This window comes from Microcoleus sp. PH2017_12_PCY_D_A (assembly GCF_020738565.1).
In the GTDB taxonomy this organism is placed as follows: domain Bacteria; phylum Cyanobacteriota; class Cyanobacteriia; order Cyanobacteriales; family Microcoleaceae; genus Microcoleus.
The window spans coordinates 20487-41985 of the sequence record NZ_JAEQCI010000022.1 but is presented as its reverse complement, the minus strand read 5'-3'; the positions used below and the strand labels follow the sequence as shown (position 1 = coordinate 41985).

The 21499-nt window shown below is 47.0% G+C and carries 14 protein-coding genes; 7 read left to right on the top strand and 7 right to left on the bottom strand.

Annotation, left to right across the window (positions count from 1 at the left end; genetic code table 11):
- Window positions 1-378 precede the first annotated feature (378 nt).
- A complete protein-coding gene (locus JGK39_RS05955; RefSeq protein WP_293252898.1) occupies window positions 379-8046 on the top strand; it encodes a DUF4347 domain-containing protein in 7668 nt (2555 codons plus the stop codon).
- 721 nt (window positions 8047-8767) lie between these two features.
- On the opposite strand, the gene uraH is transcribed toward JGK39_RS05955, so the two are convergent.
- The 4 genes from uraH to rsmI all read right to left on the bottom strand — a co-directional run bounded on the left by uraH (window position 8768) and on the right by rsmI (window position 12911).
- On the bottom strand, window positions 8768-9130 hold the full coding sequence (uraH, locus tag JGK39_RS05950; RefSeq protein WP_293252895.1) for a hydroxyisourate hydrolase: 363 nt from the start codon (window positions 9128-9130) through the stop codon (window positions 8768-8770).
- 165 nt (window positions 9131-9295) lie between these two features.
- Complete coding sequence (hpxO, locus tag JGK39_RS05945; protein WP_293252892.1) at window positions 9296-10456, bottom strand: FAD-dependent urate hydroxylase HpxO; 1161 nt, start codon at window positions 10454-10456, stop codon at window positions 9296-9298.
- 241 nt (window positions 10457-10697) lie between these two features.
- Window positions 10698-11918 carry a glycosyltransferase gene (locus tag JGK39_RS05940; protein ID WP_293252890.1) on the bottom strand — a complete coding sequence of 407 codons (1221 nt, stop codon included), beginning with the start codon at window positions 11916-11918 and terminating at the stop codon, window positions 10698-10700.
- 120 nt (window positions 11919-12038) lie between these two features.
- Window positions 12039-12911 (bottom strand): 16S rRNA (cytidine(1402)-2'-O)-methyltransferase, encoded by an 873-nt coding sequence (gene rsmI, locus JGK39_RS05935; protein ID WP_293297112.1) that lies wholly within the window; start codon window positions 12909-12911, stop codon window positions 12039-12041.
- Window positions 12912-13013: 102 nt separating this feature from the next.
- On the opposite strand from rsmI, the gene JGK39_RS05930 reads away from it, so the two are divergent.
- On the top strand, window positions 13014-13877 hold the full coding sequence (locus tag JGK39_RS05930; protein ID WP_293252885.1) for a sugar kinase: 864 nt from the start codon (window positions 13014-13016) through the stop codon (window positions 13875-13877).
- A gap of 244 nt (window positions 13878-14121) precedes the next feature.
- Window positions 14122-15255, top strand: a complete 1134-nt coding sequence (locus JGK39_RS05925; RefSeq protein WP_293252882.1) for a cupin-like domain-containing protein — start codon at window positions 14122-14124, stop codon at window positions 15253-15255.
- Here JGK39_RS05925 and JGK39_RS05920 read toward each other — a convergent pair.
- The 3 genes from JGK39_RS05920 to JGK39_RS05910 all read right to left on the bottom strand — a co-directional run bounded on the left by JGK39_RS05920 (window position 15237) and on the right by JGK39_RS05910 (window position 17610).
- Entirely contained in the window at window positions 15237-15431 is a 195-nt protein-coding gene (locus JGK39_RS05920) for a hypothetical protein (RefSeq protein WP_293252879.1), read from the bottom strand. The genes JGK39_RS05925 and JGK39_RS05920 overlap by 19 nt on opposite strands.
- A 189-nt stretch (window positions 15432-15620) precedes the next feature.
- Entirely contained in the window at window positions 15621-16064 is a 444-nt protein-coding gene (locus JGK39_RS05915; RefSeq protein ID WP_293252876.1) for a retroviral-like aspartic protease family protein, read from the bottom strand.
- Between the two features lie 262 nt (window positions 16065-16326).
- A complete protein-coding gene (locus JGK39_RS05910; RefSeq protein WP_293252873.1) occupies window positions 16327-17610 on the bottom strand; it encodes a sugar ABC transporter substrate-binding protein in 1284 nt (427 codons plus the stop codon).
- A gap of 250 nt (window positions 17611-17860) precedes the next feature.
- Here JGK39_RS05910 and JGK39_RS05905 point away from each other — a divergent pair, with 250 nt between their 5' ends.
- The 4 genes from JGK39_RS05905 (at window position 17861) to JGK39_RS05890 (ending at window position 21419) form a co-directional block, all read left to right on the top strand.
- Entirely contained in the window at window positions 17861-17998 is a 138-nt protein-coding gene (locus JGK39_RS05905; protein WP_293297109.1) for a hypothetical protein, read from the top strand.
- A gap of 55 nt (window positions 17999-18053) precedes the next feature.
- A complete protein-coding gene (gene pilM, locus JGK39_RS05900; RefSeq protein WP_293252867.1) occupies window positions 18054-19148 on the top strand; it encodes a type IV pilus assembly protein PilM in 1095 nt (364 codons plus the stop codon).
- 556 nt (window positions 19149-19704) lie between these two features.
- A complete protein-coding gene (locus JGK39_RS05895; protein WP_293252865.1) occupies window positions 19705-20622 on the top strand; it encodes a PilN domain-containing protein in 918 nt (305 codons plus the stop codon).
- The gene (locus tag JGK39_RS05890) at window positions 20619-21419 is read left to right on the top strand and encodes a pilus assembly protein PilO (protein WP_293252864.1); all 801 of its coding nucleotides are present in this window, start codon (window positions 20619-20621) and stop codon (window positions 21417-21419) included. Before JGK39_RS05895 ends, JGK39_RS05890 begins: the two co-directional genes overlap by 4 nt.
- Window positions 21420-21499 lie beyond the last annotated feature (80 nt).

The window sequence follows — 21499 nt, the reverse complement described above, 5'->3', positions numbered from 1 at the left end:
CCTCACTACGAACCTGTTTTTTCATTGCACATCACATTATTAACCTAGAACAAGTATTAATTAATACATTTAAATGCCCGTAATATCACACTTACGTTTCAAAAATATTTGTGGTAAGCGCAATGTGCCTTCATCGCAGTCATTGTACTTAAGTATTTTCTAGCTCTTTATCGGTACTTTAAATTAACCACCTCTTTTTAAAGAAAACTTTATATAGCTTATGTAAGAAAACTGTTATTGTAGCTACAACAGATGAGAAATAACCGAATTTTTACGCAGAACTGCTGTGTCTGTGTAAATCAAAATTGATAGAGAGTTTCTGACGCAAGTCACGAAATAGGGGAATTGTTGTCTTTTTTACCCCAAAGTAGGTGTAGTATGTCAAATTTAAATTTTCCAGTTTCAGTAAGAGCGATCGCCTTTATCGACAGTCAAGTACCAGATTATCAAAGTTTGGTGGCTGGGGTAACACCCGGTACGGAAGTTGTGGTGTTAAATGGGAACGAGGATGCGATCGCACAAATTACTCAAATCTTAGCTCTTCGCACGAATATTGAGAGCATCCACATCATTTCTCACGGCACTCCCGGAAGCTTGAAACTGGGAAAAACCCGATTGTCTGTCGATAACCTAGAAACTTATTCCCAGCAATTGCAGGAATGGCAGAATGCTTTGTCTCTGAGCGCAGAAATTCTAATTTATGGTTGTAATGTGGCATCGGGGCCTCGCGATTGCCCGCAAGTCCAACCGGGGTTGAAACCCCCGTCTCATAGCGAAAGTCGGTTTCAACCGACTGGGAATAATTCATTTATTCAGTCATCTTTAGATGACTTGTGCTATGAGACGGGGAATTTATTCCCCGGCGGTATCGGGGAACAAACGAGAGATTTAGATGTAGATTTAGAAATAGATGGTTTCGCCTTCATCCAGCGCATCGCCCAACTCACAAATACCAATGTTGCAGCTTCCAAAAACCTCACCGGAAGCGCTCAAAAAGGGGGGGACTGGGAATTAGAAACAACAACTGGGCAAATTAAAACATCGTTAGCTTTTTCAGCAGAAATTTTAGCAAATTATGAAGGAATTCTCTCTTCATTCAGCGCTGCCACTAATTTTCCAATGGCATCTGATGCCTTCGTTCCCTCAGTAGACTACAACGGCGATGGCATTTTTGACTTAGTTGTAGGCGGCGTAATTTACTTAGCCAATGGCACCGGCAGTTTTAGACTTCCTATTAGTAATGGAAGTGCCATGAGTGCTCTGGGCAACTTTGATAGCGGTAGCATTTTTGACTTAGCAACAGTCAGCGGTGCCAGTGGCGCTAATGCTGTTGGAATTCGCTTGGGTAACGGTAATGATGGTTTCAATGCGCCCAATACCTTTGGGGCAGGATTTCAGGCTATTGGAGTTGCTATTGGTAACTTTAACACCGATACCTTCCCTGACTTAGCGGTAACAAACTTTAACTCTGGCAGTCCCACTGGCAACGTTTCTATTCTTTTGGGAAATGGCACCGGCGGCTTTACCGGCTCTACTAATATTAACCTTGGAGTATCTGGTGCTGCTGGCGTTGTTGTCGGGAGATTTAATGCTGATAACTTTGACGATTTAGCCATAGCTAATAGTATTTCCAACAACGTTTCTATTTTATTGGGGAACAGCACTGGCGGTTTTAGTGCCGCTACCAATTTCGGTACGGGGCAAAATCCCAATACTATTATCGCAGCAGACTTTAACGGAGATGGCAGCGTTGACTTAGCGACAGCCAATAATGGTTCTAATAACATTTCAATTTTGTTAGGAAATGGTACTGGAGGTTTTGCTGCTGCTACCAACTTTAACGTCGGCACCAAGCCCAACGGACTTGCAACAGCCGACTTTAACAGTGACGGCAGCCTTGATGTAGCAGTATCTAACTATGACTCTAATAACGTATCAATTTTGACTGGAAATGGCGCGGGAGGCTTTAACCCAGCAATTAACTTTGCTTTGGTAGGGACAAATGCCGGCCGAATCTCAGTCAACGATTTTAACAATGACTCTTTGCCAGATTTGGGAGTAATGATAACGAATGGTGCTTCTAGCGAAGTATCAATGCTCCTCAATACACCCAGTAAGGTAAGTTTTGTCGGCGCCAAAAATAGTGGTAGTTACAATGTCAATGAAGGCACTACCGACACAGTAGTTAATGTCCCCGTTACTATCAGCAACAGCAGTTCTTTCGGCGATGTAGTTGTACCAATTGTCATCGACCCCAGCAGCACAGCTACTCTAGGTGCTGATTACACTCTTTCAACTACATCGCTGACTTTTCCTGCCGGAACTACTACTCTCACTCAGAATGTTGCAGTCACCATCAAAGCTGACAATATCGTTGACAGCAACGAACAAATTGTTCTAAACTTTGGCAAAATAACAGGTGGCACTGCCGTTACTGGTGCCAGCAGTCAAGCTAAAGTCTTTATTTTGGATCGGAATAGTTCTTATACTATTGCCTCCAATACTCCTAGTATTCTCGAAGGCAATTCTGGCAAGACTCCCGCCACATTTACGATCGCTCGCAATGGCAGCACGGAACTTTTCAGTACGGTAGATTATAGTATGGCCGGAACTGCGACTAACGGCAGCGACTACAACAATATTGGTGGCACTTCTGGCGCAACGACTGCTACTGGCAAAATTACTTTTGCAGCGGGCGAAACATCCAAAACTATTACTTTGGATGTGTTGGGTGACGGATTGGTTGAACCGGACGAAACAGTTACGGTTACTCTATCAAATCCTGTTTCACCGGGTGGCGCGCCGACAATTCCGACGGCAACTGCTACCATGACGATCGCAAATGATGACACTGCCGGCTTCACCGTTGCACCTACGAGCATCACTGCTACAGAAGGCGGCGCAAAGGGCAGTTACAAAGTCAAGCTAACTTCGGAACCTTCTGCACCAGTTAACATTAGCTTCAATACTGGCAATGCAATTAGCCCGATCGCCCAAATTACATTTGACAGCACTAACTGGAATGTTGAGAAGACTGTGACTGCTACTGCGATCGACGATACTGTAGCACAAGGAACGCACGCAGGCACGATCGCACACACAGCTAGCAGCACCGATGCGAGTTATAACGCCAAACCGATTCCCGATGTTACGGCATCAATTACAGATAACGATAGTCCGGGTGTGTCGATCGTGCAATCGGCAGGAAGTACAAATATTGCTGAAGGCGGTGCAACGGCTACCTACGGCGTGCTTCTGACTAGCGCACCTACTGCAAACGTTACGATTAATTTTGACGCGGGCAGTCAAATTAGTGCGATCGCACCTCTGACTTTCACGCCGAATAATTGGAATGTTGTGCAAAATGTGACTGTGAGTGCGATCGAGGACAGCATAGCCGAAGGAACCCACAGCGGCACGATTACTCACAAATCGGTCAGCACCGATACCAAGTATAACAACCTGACGATTTCTCCTGTAACTGCCACGATTGCTGACAACGATACGGCAGGCGTGACTATTTCACCGACGAGTACAACTGCTACGGAAGGTGGTGCTACAGGGAAGTACAGCGTTCAGTTAACATCCCAGCCCACGGCGCCTGTGACGATTAGTTTCGGTACAGGGGATCAAATAAGTGCGATCGCTGCTGTTACTTTTGACTCTACTAACTGGAATGTGGCGAAACCAGTCACAGTAACGGCTACAGACGATGCGGTTGTAGAAGGAAATCATACAGGGACTATTTCTCATACGGCCCAGAGTGCTGACACTAAGTATAACGGGATTGTCGGGATTCCGAATGTCGCGGTGGCGATTACAGATAACGATGTAGCGCCGACGCCGACACCGCAGCCACCTACACCGACGCCTGTCGAGCCGCAGCCACCGACACCAACGCCTGTCGAGCCGCAGCCGCCGACACCAATACCTGTCGAGCCACAGCCGCCGACACCAATACCTGTCGAGCCACAGCCGCCGACACCGACACCTGTTACGCCGACGCCGCCAACACCAACGCCTAGCGTCGATCCGCAGCCGCCGACACCAACGCCTAGCGTCGATCCGCAGCCGCCGACACCAACGCCTAGCGTCGATCCGCAGCCACCGACACCAACACCACCGACACCAACGCCAACTCCGACGCCGATATCTCGGATATTTGACGACTCTGGGAAACGTAGCGATCGACCCTTATCGATTAATCTGCCGCTAGGTAATGGAAATGTCGATCGAATTCAAAGTGCTCCCCCCACGGTAAGTTTTTCCCAAGCTACTTACAAAGTCAATGAAAGTCGCACAGGAGTCGTTCAGGCAGAAATTACTCTCACTCGGACTGGGGATGATCTAAACAAAATTTCCAAGGTGTACATAGAACCTACTACTGGTTCAGCGACTTTGGGAACAGATTGGAACTTTTCCCCCAATTTCTCTCGTGAAATCACCTTTAACCCAGACGAAGATACTAAAACTTTCAAAATTGACATATTATCGGATAGTCAAGCTGAGAGAACAGAAAAAATTGAGTTTCGGATCACCGATCGGGGTAATGCCAATATTGGCACTCAAGGCTCTACCACCTTGCAAATTTTGGATGCTGACTCACTTTTCACGGACACGAACGCTCCGATATCTGCTTTGGATTCAGGTATTTTGGGAGACTACAACAATGACGGAAAACTGGATATTCTTGGTGGCTCTGTAATTCAAACCAACAATTACGGCCCGATCACCACAGTTCCCCGAATCTACGACAACATCGGTCAAGGCTTTAGCGAAGCTAATCGAAGAGACTTACCAGGCCAGGTTCCAACCTGGGGAGATTACAACAATGATGGGTGGCTGGATGCTGCACTGCTTGGGCAGAATGGTGGCGATTCCAGCCAACAGATCTATAGTGGTGGGAGTTCTGGCTTTACCTTTGAGACAAGTTTACCTGGGAATCCCCCATACCCATATAGATCTTGGTCAAGTTGGGGAGATTACAACAATGACGGGCGTCCCGATCTGTTGCTCAGTAAGGCAAATAACGGAGGTTATGGGTTCAGAGACTTGAACACCACGCTCTACCGGAACACGGGCGCAAGCGGTCAAAACCGCTTTGAAGACAGCAAAGCACGTCTCAAGACACAAGATCCCAACTTTGTAGGTGCCGGACAGCTATTTTCTGATGACACAATAGCTGGCGCTACCAAATCGGGGGTTTGGGCAGATTACGATAACGATGGCAAACTCGATATCCTAGTCCAGGTAAAGGACTCCAAAGACATTAATTCAAGGTACATTGCCAAACTTTACCGGAATTTGGGCGATGGCGTTTTTGAAGACACTGGTGTAAATTTGCCTGGTTCTAGTGGTGACGCTGGTGATATGGCATGGGGAGACTACAACAACGACGGTCAACTGGATATTTTGCTCGCAGGTCGCGATAGTTCTTTGCAGTCGTCCTTCACCAAAGTCTACCGCAACAAAACCCGTGAAAATAAAAATAAGTCTGCCAGCTTTGAAGACATCGGCGCACAGATACCTTATTTAGGTCGCCCTGCTTGGGGAGATTACGACAATGACGGGCTTCTGGATATCCTAGGCACTGGTGTCGATCGACAAAATGGCGAAAATTCAGCAACAATCGTCGCCAAAGTCTATCAAAACAAAGGTAATTTTTCTAACCTAAACAGCTTTACTGGCCCAAACAGCTTTATCGACAGTGGCCTACTAATCGACAGTGGCGAAAGTCGCACGCAGGAACTGATTAATCGTAGCTATTCCCAGGCTGTTTGGGGAGACTACGACAAGGATGACAAATTAGATATCCTATTCACAGGCAATGCACCAAACAATGATGTCTATCAAGGACTGAACAAAAACGACTTCTTTACCAAAGTCTTCCGCAACAACTCTAAAGCGAACACTCCCCCCACAGCACCCACAGGGCTATCAGATTTACCTTCTGGCCGAAATGTGACTCTTAAGTGGAACAAAGCAACTGACGCTCAAACTCGTCCTGATGGTTTAAGCTACAACCTGCGAGTTGGGACGACACCAGGGGGTCAAGATATTCTTTCCCCGATGTCTCTAGCCAATGGAACTCGGCAAGTTGTAGGGCTAGGAAATGTCAGTCAAAACACCCAGTGGCAACTCAAAGACTTGTCTCCAGATAAGACATATTACTGGAGTGTACAGGCGATCGACACTGCTTGGGCTGGTTCAGAGTTTGCCACAGAAGAGAGTTTTACAGCCAGCAATCTTCCTCCAGAACAGAAGATTAATTTAGGCGGGAGGTACACTGAATTTAACAAAGCCATCAAAGATGTATACACTGACCCCGATGGCGACTTGATTTCCTATCGGTTAACTCTAACTGATGGCAGTCCTTTAGAACTTAGTAATAACTCAAACATCAATTGGCTCGGACTTCAATTTTACTCCCCGACAAACGAGATCCGGTTCATCGGAACTCCCCCAAGCGGTGCGCCATCTTTTCAGGCAAAGTTAATAGCTACAGACTCTTACGGTGCCAGTAGCGAACAGACTTTCAAGGTAACAACAAAAGAGGGGCGCTGGGTAATCGACGGCTACATCTCTGGTGCAACTGTCTTCCTAGACGCCAACAAAAACGGCATCAAAGATACCAACGAACCATCCACCACAACCGATTCAGGCGGTAAATTCAATCTCAACATCCCCTTCGAGACTTTCGATACCAACAAAAACGGAGAAATCGACCCATCAGAAGGCAATTTAGTCGCAATTGGAGGCACAGACACCGCCACCGGATTACCCCTAGAAACACCAGTCACCGCACCTCCCGATTCCAGTGTAGTCACCCTCTTAACCAGCTTAGTCGCCGACTTAATCGACAAGGGAATTGCACCAGAAGAAGCCCAATCTTTAGTCAAAGCCGCCCTTGGACTCCCGGCTGATGTTGACCTGACTAGCTTAGATCCGATCTTGGCTACCAACAACAACCAGCCAGGGGGCGTCGCAACTTTAGCAGCAATGGTGAAAGTCCAAAACGTCATCACTCAAACAGTCGCTTTGATTGACGGTGCATCCAGTGCAGCCGATCGCGATCTTGTCAAAGCAGTTGTCAGTTCAATGGGCGATAAAATTCAAGGCGGTACAATCTTAAATCTCAGCAACGGGGCAGCCTTAGAACCAATAATTAAGCAATCCGCTGCTAAAATCCAGCAGATTGACCCCAGTTTCAACATTCAGAAAGTCACCCAAATTACCTCGCAATCCGCGACAGTAATGGCAACAGCAAATCAGCGCATTGATGCCGCCGTCACCAACCCAACAGCAACATCAATTCCCCAAGCCGTTGCCCGCGTCCAACAAGTATCTTTGGGAACAACCACTCAAGACTTCAAAGCAGTCGGTGCCGGAAGCAAGCCAATTTCCCAGCTAGTTACTGACAATACTGGTGCTGCATTAGATAGCAAAATTCAAGCAGTAACATTGCCTGCTGGGATTGCAACTCCTCTTGTCACCGGCGACGCCGATTTGGGCAGCAATTCCCCCAGTCAAATCAACGGCACTCAGGGCGACGACATCCTCACCGGCACCACCGGAAATGATGCAATCAACGGCTTCCGAGGCAATGATTCGCTCTCCGGCGGCCTTGGGGATGACACTCTTTACGGCGGCAAAGGTAGCGATACTTTGCTGGGCGCTAGCGGTGATGATATCTTATTTGGCGGCCGCGGTGCTGATATCTTGAACGGCGATGATGGTAATGACATCTTGTTTGGCGGCAAAGGAGATGATTTGCTGAATGGCGGTTTGGGAGATGATACTTTGACTGGAGGAAAGGGAGTTGATAAATTCCTAATTTCCACCAATTCCGGGACTGATACTATTACCGACTTTGAATTGGGTAAAGACTTCTTAGTATTGGGTAACGGGCTGACTTCTTCACAATTGATGATTAGTCAAGATAGCGGTATAACATTAATCCGGTTTGCCCAAACAGGGGAGATTTTAGCTTCTATCAGTGGAGTTTCTCCTGGCAGTATTACCGCAGGGAGTTTTGGATTAATGTAAAGAAAACCCGGCGAAGGTCATTCGCGTCGATAAAGACAAAACAAGCCGGACGCAGGTTGAAGAATAGGCGGTTAAAATTGCGTTTTTTTCGACCGTCGGCCCAGGCCGACATTGTTTGTATAGCCGCGGTTTCAACCGCCGTCCGATCTTCAGTCCGCGTCGGCGGACATTGTTTGTACAGCCGCGGTTTCAACCGCCGTCCGATCTTCAGTCCGCGTCGGCGGACTTCGTTTGTATAGGATCGGTTTCAACCGCCGAGGGCCCATCGCAAAATCAGGGGCTAGATCCCCCCTAACCCCCCTTAAAAAAGCAGGGTGGTTTTATTGTCGGAAAAGAAATCTGAAACTACTTAATCAAGGTACGTAGTTGGGCTTGAGCCTCCTTTAAACCTGTACATAATACCAATTTTCAAAATTCTTACTACCAAGCAAATGTTGAGCTTGTTTGATCGAATATTGTGGCTGGTGCGTCGCTATGAGATTTTCTGTCTTTTTTGGGGGATAGTTGATGGATCCGCACCCTACGAATAATGTTGCATTTATTTGGCTTTCTTGGTATAAAGGAGGCTCAAGCTCAACTACGTACCTATTTTTCTCCTGACAATAAAACAGCCCTGGCTACTCCCCAACAATCAGGGGGATGCGAGGGGGAGATCCGGGCAATAAACAGCGCTAACCCAAGCGTATTTAATTATCTAGCGCATTCCGCACCTTACCGCGTTTCAGCTACCGCGATAGGTGCTGTACGACCAAGGCGAAACTAACAGCGGTACGTGATAGTGCGAGCTTGGATCGGCGATGCCGAATTGAATTGGAACGCTGTTTAAAAAAGGCGGATCTGGCAAATTTTCACCAGATTGGGCGAAGTATTCGCCAACTGCAAAGACTAATTCATAAACTCCCGGTTTGAGATCGTTTTCTGATAGTAACGGAGTAGCGGTGCGGCCGTCAGCATTAGTTGTTACAGTTTTTAGCAGGATTCTTGCGCCGGAGTTGGGGTCAATTGATTGCAGGGCGATCGACATATTTGCCGCCGGAAAGCCGCGGGCTGTGTCGAGAACGTGAGTAGTAAGTTTGCCTGACATTATTGTAAGGTTAAATGCTGATTTTTGATTGATTTTTGTGCGAGATTGTGCTAGGAAACTTGAATTGCGTAAATCACTGGAGCGATCGACCGCAGATGCAAGGCAGATAAACACAGAGGGACGCAGATAATTTTAAGAATTGAGAGCAAATGAATGCAATTCAACTTAGTGTAATGGGCCTGCCATGATGACTTTGGCGATCGCATCTGTCACATCGGTTGGCTGTTCCTTCGCCAGTTGTTCGTACCACTGTTGTGTCACCTGCGGATCTTTACCGTGAATTTGTTCGGCACGCTGGCGAGCTTTTTCGACAACTGCATTCGCCCGCTGCTTGCGCTCGGTTTCGTAGCGTTTGAGCCCGTATTCTACGCCTAAATTCGTGGTAGAAAGGTAGTTGCTGAGTACGAGTCCATCTTCCATGGCTTGACAGCCTCCCTGGCCCAAATCCGGGCAGGTAGCGTGGGCGGAATCTCCCAGCAAAGCAACTCTACCGCGAACGTAGGAGTCGATCGGCCCTACGTCGTGAATTTCCGGGCGGGCGACTGCTGCGGGATCGAATCTTTCTATCAACAATTGCACTGGTTCGGCCCAACCTTTAAAATGTTCTTTAAGTTCGGCTTTGTAATTGTCGGGATTGGCGGGAGTTCCTGTGGGTAAGGGAACATCGAAGAAAAAGTAAAATCGATCGCCCGCTACGGGCATCAATGAGGCGCGCTTGCAGTCGCCGACATAAATCGCCCAAGTATTTTGCGGCGCTAGTGCTTCATCTGCGGAAACTAGCCCGTTCCAGTTGATATAACCGCCGTATTTCGGCTGTACTTCGCGGCCCAATACATAGGTGCGTAAAATTGAGCGAACGCCGTCAGCAGCCACCAGCAAATCGCCGCGCGCTTTGTCTCCGTTCTCAAAGATTGCAGTTACTCCGGTTGCGTCTTCTTCGACGGCAATACATTTGCGATCGAGCTTGACTTCTCCCTTAAAAGCTGCTAATAACATTTGTTGTAAATCGCGGCGGGCAACCGGATAAGGACGCTGACCGACTTGTTGAATTAGCGGCATTAAATCGATGTCATTTAGCAGTTGGCCGATTTTGGTGCGGTATTCCATGCGCTCCATTTTTCCGCCTATTTTCGCCATGTTTTCGCCTAAACCGAGGCGGTTGAGCACTTTGACACCGTTCGACCACAGGGAGATGCCAGCCCCTACTGGACGCAGTTGTTTTACGCGATCGTAAATTTCAACTTCATAACCTGCTTGTTGTAGGGCGATACCCGCAGTTAAGCCGCCAATTCCGGCACCGATGATGACAACTTTTAAGTCGTGCATTCTGTGTTTCTCCTGCTGAATGACATCCTAATACCCTTTTAGATTTTAGAGTTGAGATTTTCGTATCAAGAATTACATCTGAAGTCGGTGCATCAGATTGCATTTATATCGGGGCCAGTCAATCACCCGTAATACAAACAGGTTTCTAGTGAGGACTTTAGTCCTTCTTGGATTCGGACTAAAGTCCGTACTACGAACCTGAAAAAAAACCAACTCACACACCCTACATATTAATTTGCAATTATCCTAAAAATTTTGTTAATTCGCCGAGATTTTGCTGAATCGCATTTGTCCCGCGAATGTGAGACAGGGGAGAACCTCCGTACAAAAAACTATCCAAACTAACTTGATAATTTTGCTGTACCGCCAAATCCAGCCACAAATTCTTAAATGCTGCTCCCGGTTTGTAGTCGGGAATGTTATGCTGGTAGTAGGGAAAACTGTCAATGCAAGTGTTAAAGAAGTTCTTGCGTCCGCAATGCTTTAAATACTGATATCGCGGTTTGAATTCAGTTTGATTTTGCAAGACTGTATAAATCGTATCGGCTAAGGATTCCGGATCGAATTTGGCGTAAAGACCCGCACCTTCCGGGAAAACAGGCGAGTTTCCTCGGGCGTATTGATTGAATTCTTCAAAACAAATTACTGGTACGTTGCAACTCATTGCTTCGGTAATTCCCCGGTTTTTGCCTTCGAGGAGGGAACCGAGAACGAATGCTTGCGCCCGCGAATAATAGTTAGGGATTTCTTGGTAGTAGTCAACTCGCGGCAGTAAGTTGATGTAGTCGGAGGGATTGCCTAAAATTTCCTCTACTTGATGCCATTCTTTTAAGGCGTACTCGTCGAGAGTTTTCAGGTTGTTAACATCAAATTCGTGACCGCTGACAACTGTTAATTTTATTGGTTTTTGCGGATACTTCTGGCGGTAAACTTTTAAGGCTTTGGCAATCGTTGGCAAGTTTTTTTCTTCGGAAATTCGGGCGACGGCGAGGAGTTCGATGTCTTTGGCGGGGACGTTTCGAGGGGAAATTAAGTATTCGTTGATGAAGTCTGTGTCTTGCAGCGGTATAATTGGTTTGTTGGCGCGATCGGGATATGTTTCGCGAAACCACTTTGCTCGCTGCGGGTTTTTGTATAAGCTGGAGTAGGCGTCGGCTATTGGTGCCCAGGAGTAGGAGGTTCCGGGGGAATAGGTGAAGGAATGAAATACTGAGGAAAGTTGGGGAAAGAGTTTGTTGATGAGTTCGACTCCTTCGCTGAAGTATATCCCTTTGATGAATTTTCCTTCGTAAGACAGTGGGGGAAGCAAGACGTAGAAACTGACTGTATCGAAGCGGTGGGGTTGGTCTTCAAATATCTCCCAGCTAAAGGCGTCTAAGTCTGCATAGATTTCGGCGATTGGTTTGTTGATGTGGGGGTTGCGTAAATAGGGTTTTTGGCGATCGTAGTTTCCGCGTACCATAGATTTTTTTTGGTATAATTTTATAGCAATGTTAAAGGTGTTGGTAGTGAGGACTTTAGTCCTCTAATTTTGATGAGGACTAAAGTCCTCACTACGAACCAATTTGATATTCAAAAGTCATCAAGCGGGTTGTTCTGGTAATTCATTGTCGCCTATTGTGAGGGCTAGTTGGTAGATTTGGCGGCGGGGGAGGGATGTTTGTTGGGCTAGTTGGCGGCTGGCTTGGGAACGACTTACTCCTTCTGCGATTAATGTTTGCAATTCTGCTTTGATGGCGTCTTCTGAAAAAATTGGTGCGTCTGTTTGGATGCCGGAAATCACTAGGGTAAATTCTCCCTGGGGTTCGCGTGTGGTGTAAAGTTCGATCGCACTTTCCATACTACCGCGCCAAAACTCTTCGTGCATTTTCGTCAACTCCCGCGCCAGTACAATCTGTCTGTCGCTTCCCAAGGTGTTTGCTAAATCTTGTAAAGTTTGCCGCAATCGGTGCGGAGATTCGTATAAGATAATAGTGCGCGATTCTATTTGCAAACTTTCTAAACTCCGCTGGCGTTCTTGACCTTTGGTGGGTAAAAATCCTTCAAACACAAATCTGTCTGTAGGTAATCCCGATGCACTTATCCCAACTATACAAGCGCTCGGGCCGGGAATCGGAATAATGTTAATATTAGCATCGGCGCAGGCTTTGACTAATTCGTATCCGGGGTCAGAAATTCCCGGCATTCCGGCGTCGGTGACGAGGGCGATACTTTTTCCTAACAGCAGTTTGTCGATTAATTCCGGGAGTCGTTGCTGTTGGTTGTGTTCGTGATAGCTGATTTGGGGCGTTTTGATTTGAAAGTGGTGCAAAAGTTTGCCTGTGTGGCGCGTGTCTTCGGCGGCGATGAAGTCTGCTGTTTGCAAAATTCGGATGGCGCGATATGTCATGTCTTCGAGGTTGCCGATCGGCGTTCCGACAATGTACAGTGTTCCTGTATTGGGATTTGGCTGCATTTTTTTGATATTTTTTATTTTTAACCGCAGATAGAACACGGGCGGGACGCCCATGCCACAGATTTAAGAACCAATATCACAAGAAAAAATGTCAGAGAGATTATGAAGACTGGATTGTTTTTGGGATTGGCGACTTTGGATTTAGTTTATTTAGCCTCCAAGCCTCCGGGGGAAAATCAGAAGGTTGTCGCTGTTGATTCTACCATTGCTGCGGGCGGGCCGGCGACAAATGCTGCTGTGGCTTTTAGCGGTTTGGGGAATGCGGCGGTGTTGGCGGGGGTTTTGGGTACTCACGCGATCGCCCAATTAATCCGTGCAGACTTAGCGGAGTACAATGTCAGGATAATTGATTTGCAGCCCGGGCGATCGCACTCGCCGCCAGTCTCCTCGATTATCGTAACTCAACAAACGGGCGATCGGGCAGTAATCTCAGTCAATGCTACTAAATCCCAGGTTGACAGCCAAGCAATTAACCCCGATATTTTAACATCAGTTAATATCATACTCTTTGACGGACATCAAATCCCAGTCAGCCAAGAAATCGCTCAACTCGCCCAATCAAAAAACATTCCAATCGTCCTTGATGGCGGCAGTTGGAAACCCGGATTAGAAAAAATATTGCCCTGCGTTGAATGGGTTGTATGTTCGGAAAACTTTCATCCACCAGACTGCCACAATTCCCAGCAAATCTTTGCTTATCTCTCAGCAGCCGGAATTCCCAACATAGCCATCACCCGCGGCGAAAAACCGATTCAATACTTCAGCAACGGTTGTTTCGGCAGTTTAGAAGTGCCTCAAATTCAAGCCGCAGACACTTTAGGCGGCGGCGACATCTTTCACGGTGCTTTCTGTCACTACATTTTACAAAAAAACTTTACAAATGCCCTAACCGCCGCAGCTAAAGTAGCTTCCCATTCCTGCAAATATTTCGGAACCCGCCAATGGATAAAAAATCTGCAACCTTAACTTTAAATTAACAAAAAAATCCGGACAAAAGCGATCGCACCCCGAAAACTCAAATAGCCAACACTCATTAAGCTAAAATAGTCACAGCAACCCTTTCAAAATTTGTAAACTCCTCTCCTCTCTTCCTTCGCGCCCTTTGCGTCTTCGCGGTTCGCAAAAAAAATTCACAAATCCAACCAGATTGCTATATTAGTTAAGCAACTTCAAGCAAAACAAAACCACCCCAAAACAAAACACTCCAATCATGCCTGACACCCAACCCCTAACCATCACACTTCCCCCTTTGCGGATTACCCTAACCGAACAACAACAGGTTAATCTAGAATGGCTGACGCAAAACTTGCCCAATCTACTCGCAGCAGCGCCAAGCAAACCAGAAGTCCCCGACTACCTGAAACAGTGGGTGGCGGCCAACAAATTATTAAATCTACCAGATGCAGACATCATTCAAGGCTTGATAAATACAGGCATTGATGCTGAAACAGCAACCGCAGAAGTTACGGCCATATCCTCTCATCCGTACTTCCAAGCAGGCAGCCATTACGCGCAGTTATTGCAGAAACTGGAATCGCAACTCACCATCAACAATCAATTAGCAGCCCTTTCTTCCAAGTTTGGCACAATCGAACGCAAAAGCAGCCTTTCTAGAGAGTATTTTTTAGAAAATTATTACGCTAAAAATACTCCGGTAATTATTACCAACATCATGCACAACTGGAAAGCATTGCAGTTGTGGACGCCGGAGTATTTGCAGGAAAAATACGGCGATGCAGAGGTGGAAATTCAAGCCAACCGCAATTCTGACCCGGATTATGAAATTAAGATACACAACCACAAAAAAACTGTTCAGTTCCGCGAATATATAGATATGGTCGTCAACGGCGGCCCTAGCAACGACTGCTACATGGTTGCTAACAACCAAACTCTGGAAAGAGAGGAATTTAAACCACTATTCAACGACTTTGAAATTTTTCCAGAATATCTGACTCCCGACGATACCAAAGGCAGAGTTTTCTTTTGGTTTGGCCCGAAAGGTACAATTACACCGCTACATCACGACCCAGTTAACTTGGTTTTAGCACAGGTCTCTGGACGCAAACTGATTAAGTTGATTTGTCCGCAGCAAACACCTCTGCTTTACAATCATGTCGGAGTTTTCAGCAAGGTTGACGGTGAAAATCCTGACTATGACAAATATCCGCTTTACAGAAATGCGAAAATCATTGAGGTGATTTTGGAACCGGGAGAGGTTATCTTTATTCCTGTGGGTTGGTGGCATCACGTAAAGTCGCTGGATGTGAGTATTTCAGTTTCGTTTACTAATTTTGTGTTTCCCAATTATTACGAATGGAAATATCCTCATATTAATTGGTCGTAGGTTGGGGTTCGCTGCACAAAAACAATCCCAAAATTCTGTAGATACTGTCTTGACAAGTCAAGAAGGGCGATCGCATAATTGGGGTCGAAAGGCTTTTGGGACTTGAAAACCCCAAAAGCCAAATGCACCAACTTCCTCATCACACCACCAATCACCTGCATTTTGACGCCAGCCACGATCCAATAATCCTGTACTCATCGCTTTCAGTATTACAAATTAAATAACTTACAATTTTAATTGTTATTGTGGGACGGGCGGGACGCCCATCCTACTTTCAAGAGTGGAACTTATTTAATTCTCATTCCTAATTACAACGTCTTGTCGTCCTTTATCTCTATCAGAACTTTAGAAAAATGGTATTAGCGCTACAAAATCGTTAAATAGGTTTCGGTGGGACTGATGGGTAAAGGTTTCAAGATTTGATTTTGCAAGTCTATTTCCAATCCCAATGATTCTAAAGGTATGACACCCAAAAGTGCATCATTGCCTCCCGGTAACTCCAAGCACTCGAAAGTGCCTTCCCGGTCAAACATTGATATTTTGGCATCTTGAAAAATGCGGGCTTTGCCAATACCCATTGCTGTTGCTACGTCTACTTCTTTGAGCAGTTTTAGTCCCAGTTTGGCGATCGCCTCTTTTGGCAGACACAAGGTAGTAGCCCCTGTGTCCACCAATACGTTTTTGAGGACGATCGACCGAATTTCTTCTTCCGATCTCACCCCCGCTTCTGCCAAGATTTGGTCGGCTCGATTAATGATTGTCAGAGTGGCAAAAACTTTTCCCATTTGATTGTTGCTTTGAATTTGCATAGTTGCCTCCTGCGGTAGCGGCGGAGTATTACCTACTTTAATTATAACTTATATGCGGAGCGATCGCACAGGTTCGTAGTGAGGACTTTAGTCCGCATGAAGAAGGACTAAAGTCCTCACTACGAACCTAAGATAATAATTTTAATGCTGATATTTACTTATATATATGGCGGCACGGATTTCCATTATTTAATGATATGTCAAGTTGCAAAAAAAAGCAAGGGGCGAACTAAAAAAAAGTTGCCCCAGCTTTAATAAAAAACTATCTTTGATTCCAAGCCGTAGCCGCATCAGCCACAGCTTGCTCTACTGGTTTTTCGCCTAACATTGCCGCTTGCAAATTGTCATAAATTGCCTTTTGCAACTTCTTAACATCCTTGAGAGGCGGAATCAACAACTCAGCTTTGTCCAACCCAGAAGCGCTGATAATCCTAGCTCGATCGCTCGAAGCAGCATCGGCAGGAGCGCTCTTAAAATAACCGTCCTGCAAAGTCTCAACCGTGGAAGGCAAAACATTAGCAGCCTTCGCAAAAGCCAACTGATTTTGAGAATTAGTTACGTACAAAGCAAACTTGACAGCATCATCAGGGCGCTTGCTGTCGCGGGGCACAACTAAATTCATTACTGCCACAGTTTTCTTGCCAGTTTCTCCGGTAATTTGAGGTGCAGCAGTTGAAACAGCACCTATACTCGGAGCATTCTCAGAAATTGCCTTTAAAAACTGAGGCCCGGAACCCAACAAAGCAGTTTCTCCAGCTTGATAAAGCTCGATCGCCCTGCGGTGTCCCTGCACCAAAACATCCTGCGGTAACAGCCCGCCCTTGTACAAATCAACCCAATACTGAAAAACAGCTTTGCCCTTAGCTGTATTAAAAGCAGCCTTGCCTTGAGCATCCACCAAAGGCACGCCCATCTGCACGAAAGATTGCAACACTTCCGCCGAATCTTCCGGTACAAAAGTCGCAAAAAAAGCAAACTTACCAGTTTTCTCTTTTACCTGTTTTGCAACAGTTGCCAACTCGGCATAGGTAGCCGGAGGCTTGGTAATTCCAGCTTTTTTAAACAATTCCGTATTGTAAATAGTTACAGGAGTTGTAAGATACCAAGGAATGCCAAAAGTCTTGCCATCGAGCACGCTAGCTTTCCAGATATTTGGCAGATAGCTCGATCGCACTTGCTGCGAAATCCGAGAGTCCAAATCCAGCCAAGCATTGCGCCCCGCCAACAGCGAAGCAAAATCCGGATTCAGGTTCACCACATCCGGCGCAGTTTTTGCCGATACAGCCCCCAAAATCTTGCTTTCCATCGCCGACCAAGGCACGTCCACCCAGCGCACCTTCACGCCCGGATTTTCCGCTTCAAAACCGGCGATCGTCTTGTTGAAATACTCAGTAAACTGAGGTTGAAGTTGCATAGTCCAAAACTCGATCGCGTTCGCATTATTGGTCTGGGAATTCACGGCCGGCTTGTTGCAACTGACCACCGCAGCTAGCATCAGCCCCACCAGCCCAAACACAGCGAACAGTTGCCAAGATTTACGTTTCATAGAATTTAATTTGAGAATCAGGGTTAGCTAGGGAGAAAAGAAGCATCGCTCTCTGACAGCCCTCCAGGGCTCAACCGCGAGAGTTTGGTATGCGGGCTTTCAGAGGGAGAGAGTCGGTTTTGCTGCACAATCGGCAGGTTCGTAGTGAGGAATGCGAGTCCTTCTTCCTGAGGACTAAAGTCCGAAGGATCAAACCCAGGTTTTCGGTCGATCGAGCTTAAATTTGTTGACATTCGCCGCAGAATAGCTATTGTCAAGTAAATTGGATAGCATAAAATCGGAACTGGCGATCGCGCCACAAAGACTGTGCAGCGCCCAAGCAGGCGGGATACCCAGATTACAGTATGGGTGGCAGTTGGAAACCGAACCTCCAACAGCCAACGGCTGAATCAGGCTGGCCAACTACAACATAAAAAAATAGCAACTACCGGCGACCCAATCCTATGGTTAACTTTTTCAAAGGTCTACTTTCCCAACGCCAGCCTGGAATCGGGATCGAAATAGCCCCAGACCGCATCAACATCATTCAGCTCGAAAAGAAAGCTCAAGCATTAAAATTGGGCCTCCTAGCCTCCACAGAAGTACCAGAAGACATCATACAAGAAGGGCAAATAGTCGATCCGCCGGGAATGGCAGAACTAATACGCACCCTGATGGCTGAAAACAAAATCAAAGCCAAGAAAGTAGCCACCGCCATTCCCGGCCGCGAAGCCGTGATCAGGCTAATTCCAGTTCCCGCAGAGCTCAACGAAGAAGAACTCCGGGATTACATGAACGCAGAAGCAGGGCTGTACTTGCCGTTTCCCAGAGAAGACGCCGACGTAGACTATCAAAAAATAGGCCTATTTGTAGATGACGACGGCGTAGAAAAAGTGCAAGTCGTATTAGTTGCAACCCGCAGAGAAGTTACCGATACATACATCGAAACCTTCAAAGAAGCCGGACTGGATATAGACGTGTTAGAAGTAACCAGCTTTGCTCTGATCCGCACCCTCAAAGACCAACTGCAACAATTTTCCTCCCAAGAAGCAGCAGTCCTCACCGACATAGAATTTGACAGTACCGAGTTAGCTATAGTAGTGGACGGCATACCGCAATTTAACCGTACCATCCCGATCGGCACCTACCAAATCCAGACCGCCCTCAACCAAGCCATGAACCTGCCTCCCACCAGAGACACCAGCGAACTGCAAGGCATGACCCTGCCAGTCACAGACACAATGGGCGCCTCGGGAGACACCAATCCCGGCACCAATGCGATGATTAAAGTATTGGGAGAACTAGCAGACGAACTGCGCCGTTCAGTAGACTTTTACCTCAACCAGAGCGAAGAACTCGAAGTAGCGCAACTGCTGCTAGCAGGGCCAGGAGCTGCGATCGGCAAACTCGACGAATTTTTCATGCAAAGATTAAGCTTGCCGGCATCTCAAGTAGACCCAATCGAAACCCTAGGACTAGAAATCAGCGAAGAAATTAGCCCAGAACAGCGAGCAGGCTTAGGAGTCGCCTTAGGTTTAGGACTCAGGGAGGTTATGTGACCCAAAAGTTTTAGATAATACAAAAACAGATTTGAGAATTTTAGAAAAAAGCTTCTTCCGCAAAAAGAATGCCCCTGATGCAGAAGGTAGAATATTGGAGGTAAAAGGTAAAAGGTAAAAGGTAGAATATCAAAGGTAGAAGCAACCACTTCCTTCGGTAGAAGGCAGAAAGTTGTTTCTTTCTTCCATAAATAAATCCTTCACTTATACCGGCAATCTGGCGACCTGTCTAAAATCTAAAATTTCAAATTAAAATCCATATAGCGGTTTTCAGAAAAATGAGGTACGTTGTTGGGCTTGAGCATCCCTAGTTTAGTGGTTAGAAAAGCTGTCGGTCATACCTCATCTTTTTGAGAAAGGCTATAGCAACAGCCAAGACAGTTGGGACGTTCTTAATTGCTGAAACCAAGCGGCAGATTGCACCTTCCAGAGAATTTCTTCCTTCTTCCTTCTCTCCTAAATAACTAAAACCTTCTTCCTGATATCCGTTACATCCGTTACATCCGTTACATAATCCGTTGCCGAACTTCCTTCTGCTATAAAATCCAGTGAAGCCATGTACAGCCTAGATATTAATTTTCTCAACGACCGCCCGGACTACAAACCAGTCACAGCAGCCAAAAGCTCAGCTAGAAAAAGTTCCGGGGGAGCCAAAGACCAACTGCCCCTAATTGGGGCGGGGCTGTTTGCCTTGGGCATCAATGCCGCCGTCATGGGCGCCTGGTGGTGGGCGACCAACCAAAATAGCAGCTTGGCTACAGAACAAGCAAACATCGAGCAAGAAGTGGCAAAGTTAACCACTCAAGCCAACGCCATCAAAGCCATCAACGCCGAAACCGACAAAGTTACCGCCGAATACAAAGCATTAGCCGGAGTATTCGACCAAATTAAACCTTGGTCGGCGATGCTGCAAGACCTCAGCGCCCGCACTCCCGCCGGAGTGCAAATTGCCAAAATCGAGCAAATCGACCCCAGTCCATCCCCAGTTGCAGCAGCACCGCCTCCCCCCGCAGCAACTCCCGCCGCTTCCCCCGGGGCGAGTCCTGCTGCGGGGGCGAGTCCATCCCCAGCCAGCCCCACGCCGGTGGCTGCTCCCGTCCCAGTCGCCCCGCCGCAGGCGCCAAAAGTACAAATTTCAGGGATAGCCAGTACCTTTGCTCAAGTTAACGACTTTATGCTCCTAGTCCAGCGCTCTCCTTTCTTCCTCAACACCGATACCAAACTGGTAGCGGCCACATTAAAAAGCAACCCCACACAATTACAAGTCCGCAACCCAAACGCAGCAGCAGCAGAACTTCCCAAACTGCGGCCCGTGGTGGAATATAAAATTGAAACAACGCTCAGCCCGACTGGCGCCTCCGAGTTGCTCCCCGAGCTGCGGAGCAAGCAAGCAGACGGGCTAGCAATACGGATAGAAACACTTCAAGAAAAAGGAGTGCTAGAACCAGAAAAAACAGAGGTGAAAAAACCATGACAGCAGAGTTTATTCCCAGCGGCGCACAAGCAGAAGAAGCAGGGACTCAGGAAATATTCGGCATTAAGCTGACACCCCAAGTCCAAGCAATAGGCATCGCGGTTCTCGGCCTCGGAGTAGCAGGCTACCTCGTTTCCCAGTTCGTACTGCCCGAATTTCAAAAAAGCGACGACATCAAGCAAAAAATTGCCGCCAGCAAGAAAACGCAAGTCGAATTGCAAACTCTAATTCTCAAAAAGTCAGAAGCACAAGCAAGGCAAGATGAAGCCAAACAGCGCCGCGCCAACGTGACGGCAATGTTTGCCAGCGACGCAGGCTCCAACACGCTGTTGCTTGACATGAACCAACTGGTTAATCGCATCAACGCCGGCGTGCAAGGGGACGACCTCAAGGCTAAAATTACCAAATTTGAGCCGGATGTCCCGCCAGCAGGAGCACCAGCACCCGTGCCAGGAGCCCCTGACCCTGATATTCTCAGCGATACGTCCTTCGGGCAGTCCCTGGCTGGCAAGCTCAGACGCAAAAAATATAAGGTAGAGTTTGAAGGCAGTTTCGCTCAAACCCGCAATTTTATGCGTAATTTGGAGTTGATGCAGTCGCTGTTGGTAGTGCGGAATTTGAAGTCTGAATTGCTATCCTCAACTCAGCCAATTCAAATTGATTTTTTGAAAGGAAGAATAGTGCCTGTGGAGCAGCCGCAAACTAAAATTAAAACGGCTTTTGACTTGCACGCGCTGCTGCCGTTAAAGCAAGAAGAAAAACCGCCAACTCCGGCTCCAAGTCCTGCTGCTAAATAGCGGTTTTCGGGCGGATATTAGGTATTCTCAGTCGCTATTTCAGCAGAAGGTAGAAGGTAGAAGCCAAAATATGAATGCCG

Coding starts and splice junctions, on each gene's coding strand:
- uraH (WP_293252895.1), bottom strand. CDS start 9,130: ATGTCAGGCAAACTTACTACTCACGTTCTCGACACAGCCCGCGGCTTT.
- JGK39_RS05895 (WP_293252865.1), top strand. CDS start 19,705: ATGTACAGCCTAGATATTAATTTTCTCAACGACCGCCCGGACTACAAA.
- rsmI (WP_293297112.1), bottom strand. CDS start 12,911: ATGCAGCCAAATCCCAATACAGGAACACTGTACATTGTCGGAACGCCG.
- JGK39_RS05890 (WP_293252864.1), top strand. CDS start 20,619: ATGACAGCAGAGTTTATTCCCAGCGGCGCACAAGCAGAAGAAGCAGGG.
- JGK39_RS05930 (WP_293252885.1), top strand. CDS start 13,014: ATGAAGACTGGATTGTTTTTGGGATTGGCGACTTTGGATTTAGTTTAT.
- JGK39_RS05925 (WP_293252882.1), top strand. CDS start 14,122: ATGCCTGACACCCAACCCCTAACCATCACACTTCCCCCTTTGCGGATT.
- JGK39_RS05955 (WP_293252898.1), top strand. CDS start 379: ATGTCAAATTTAAATTTTCCAGTTTCAGTAAGAGCGATCGCCTTTATC.
- pilM (WP_293252867.1), top strand. CDS start 18,054: ATGGTTAACTTTTTCAAAGGTCTACTTTCCCAACGCCAGCCTGGAATC.
- JGK39_RS05940 (WP_293252890.1), bottom strand. CDS start 11,918: ATGGTACGCGGAAACTACGATCGCCAAAAACCCTATTTACGCAACCCC.
- JGK39_RS05910 (WP_293252873.1), bottom strand. CDS start 17,610: ATGAAACGTAAATCTTGGCAACTGTTCGCTGTGTTTGGGCTGGTGGGG.
- JGK39_RS05915 (WP_293252876.1), bottom strand. CDS start 16,064: ATGCAAATTCAAAGCAACAATCAAATGGGAAAAGTTTTTGCCACTCTG.
- hpxO (WP_293252892.1), bottom strand. CDS start 10,456: ATGCACGACTTAAAAGTTGTCATCATCGGTGCCGGAATTGGCGGCTTA.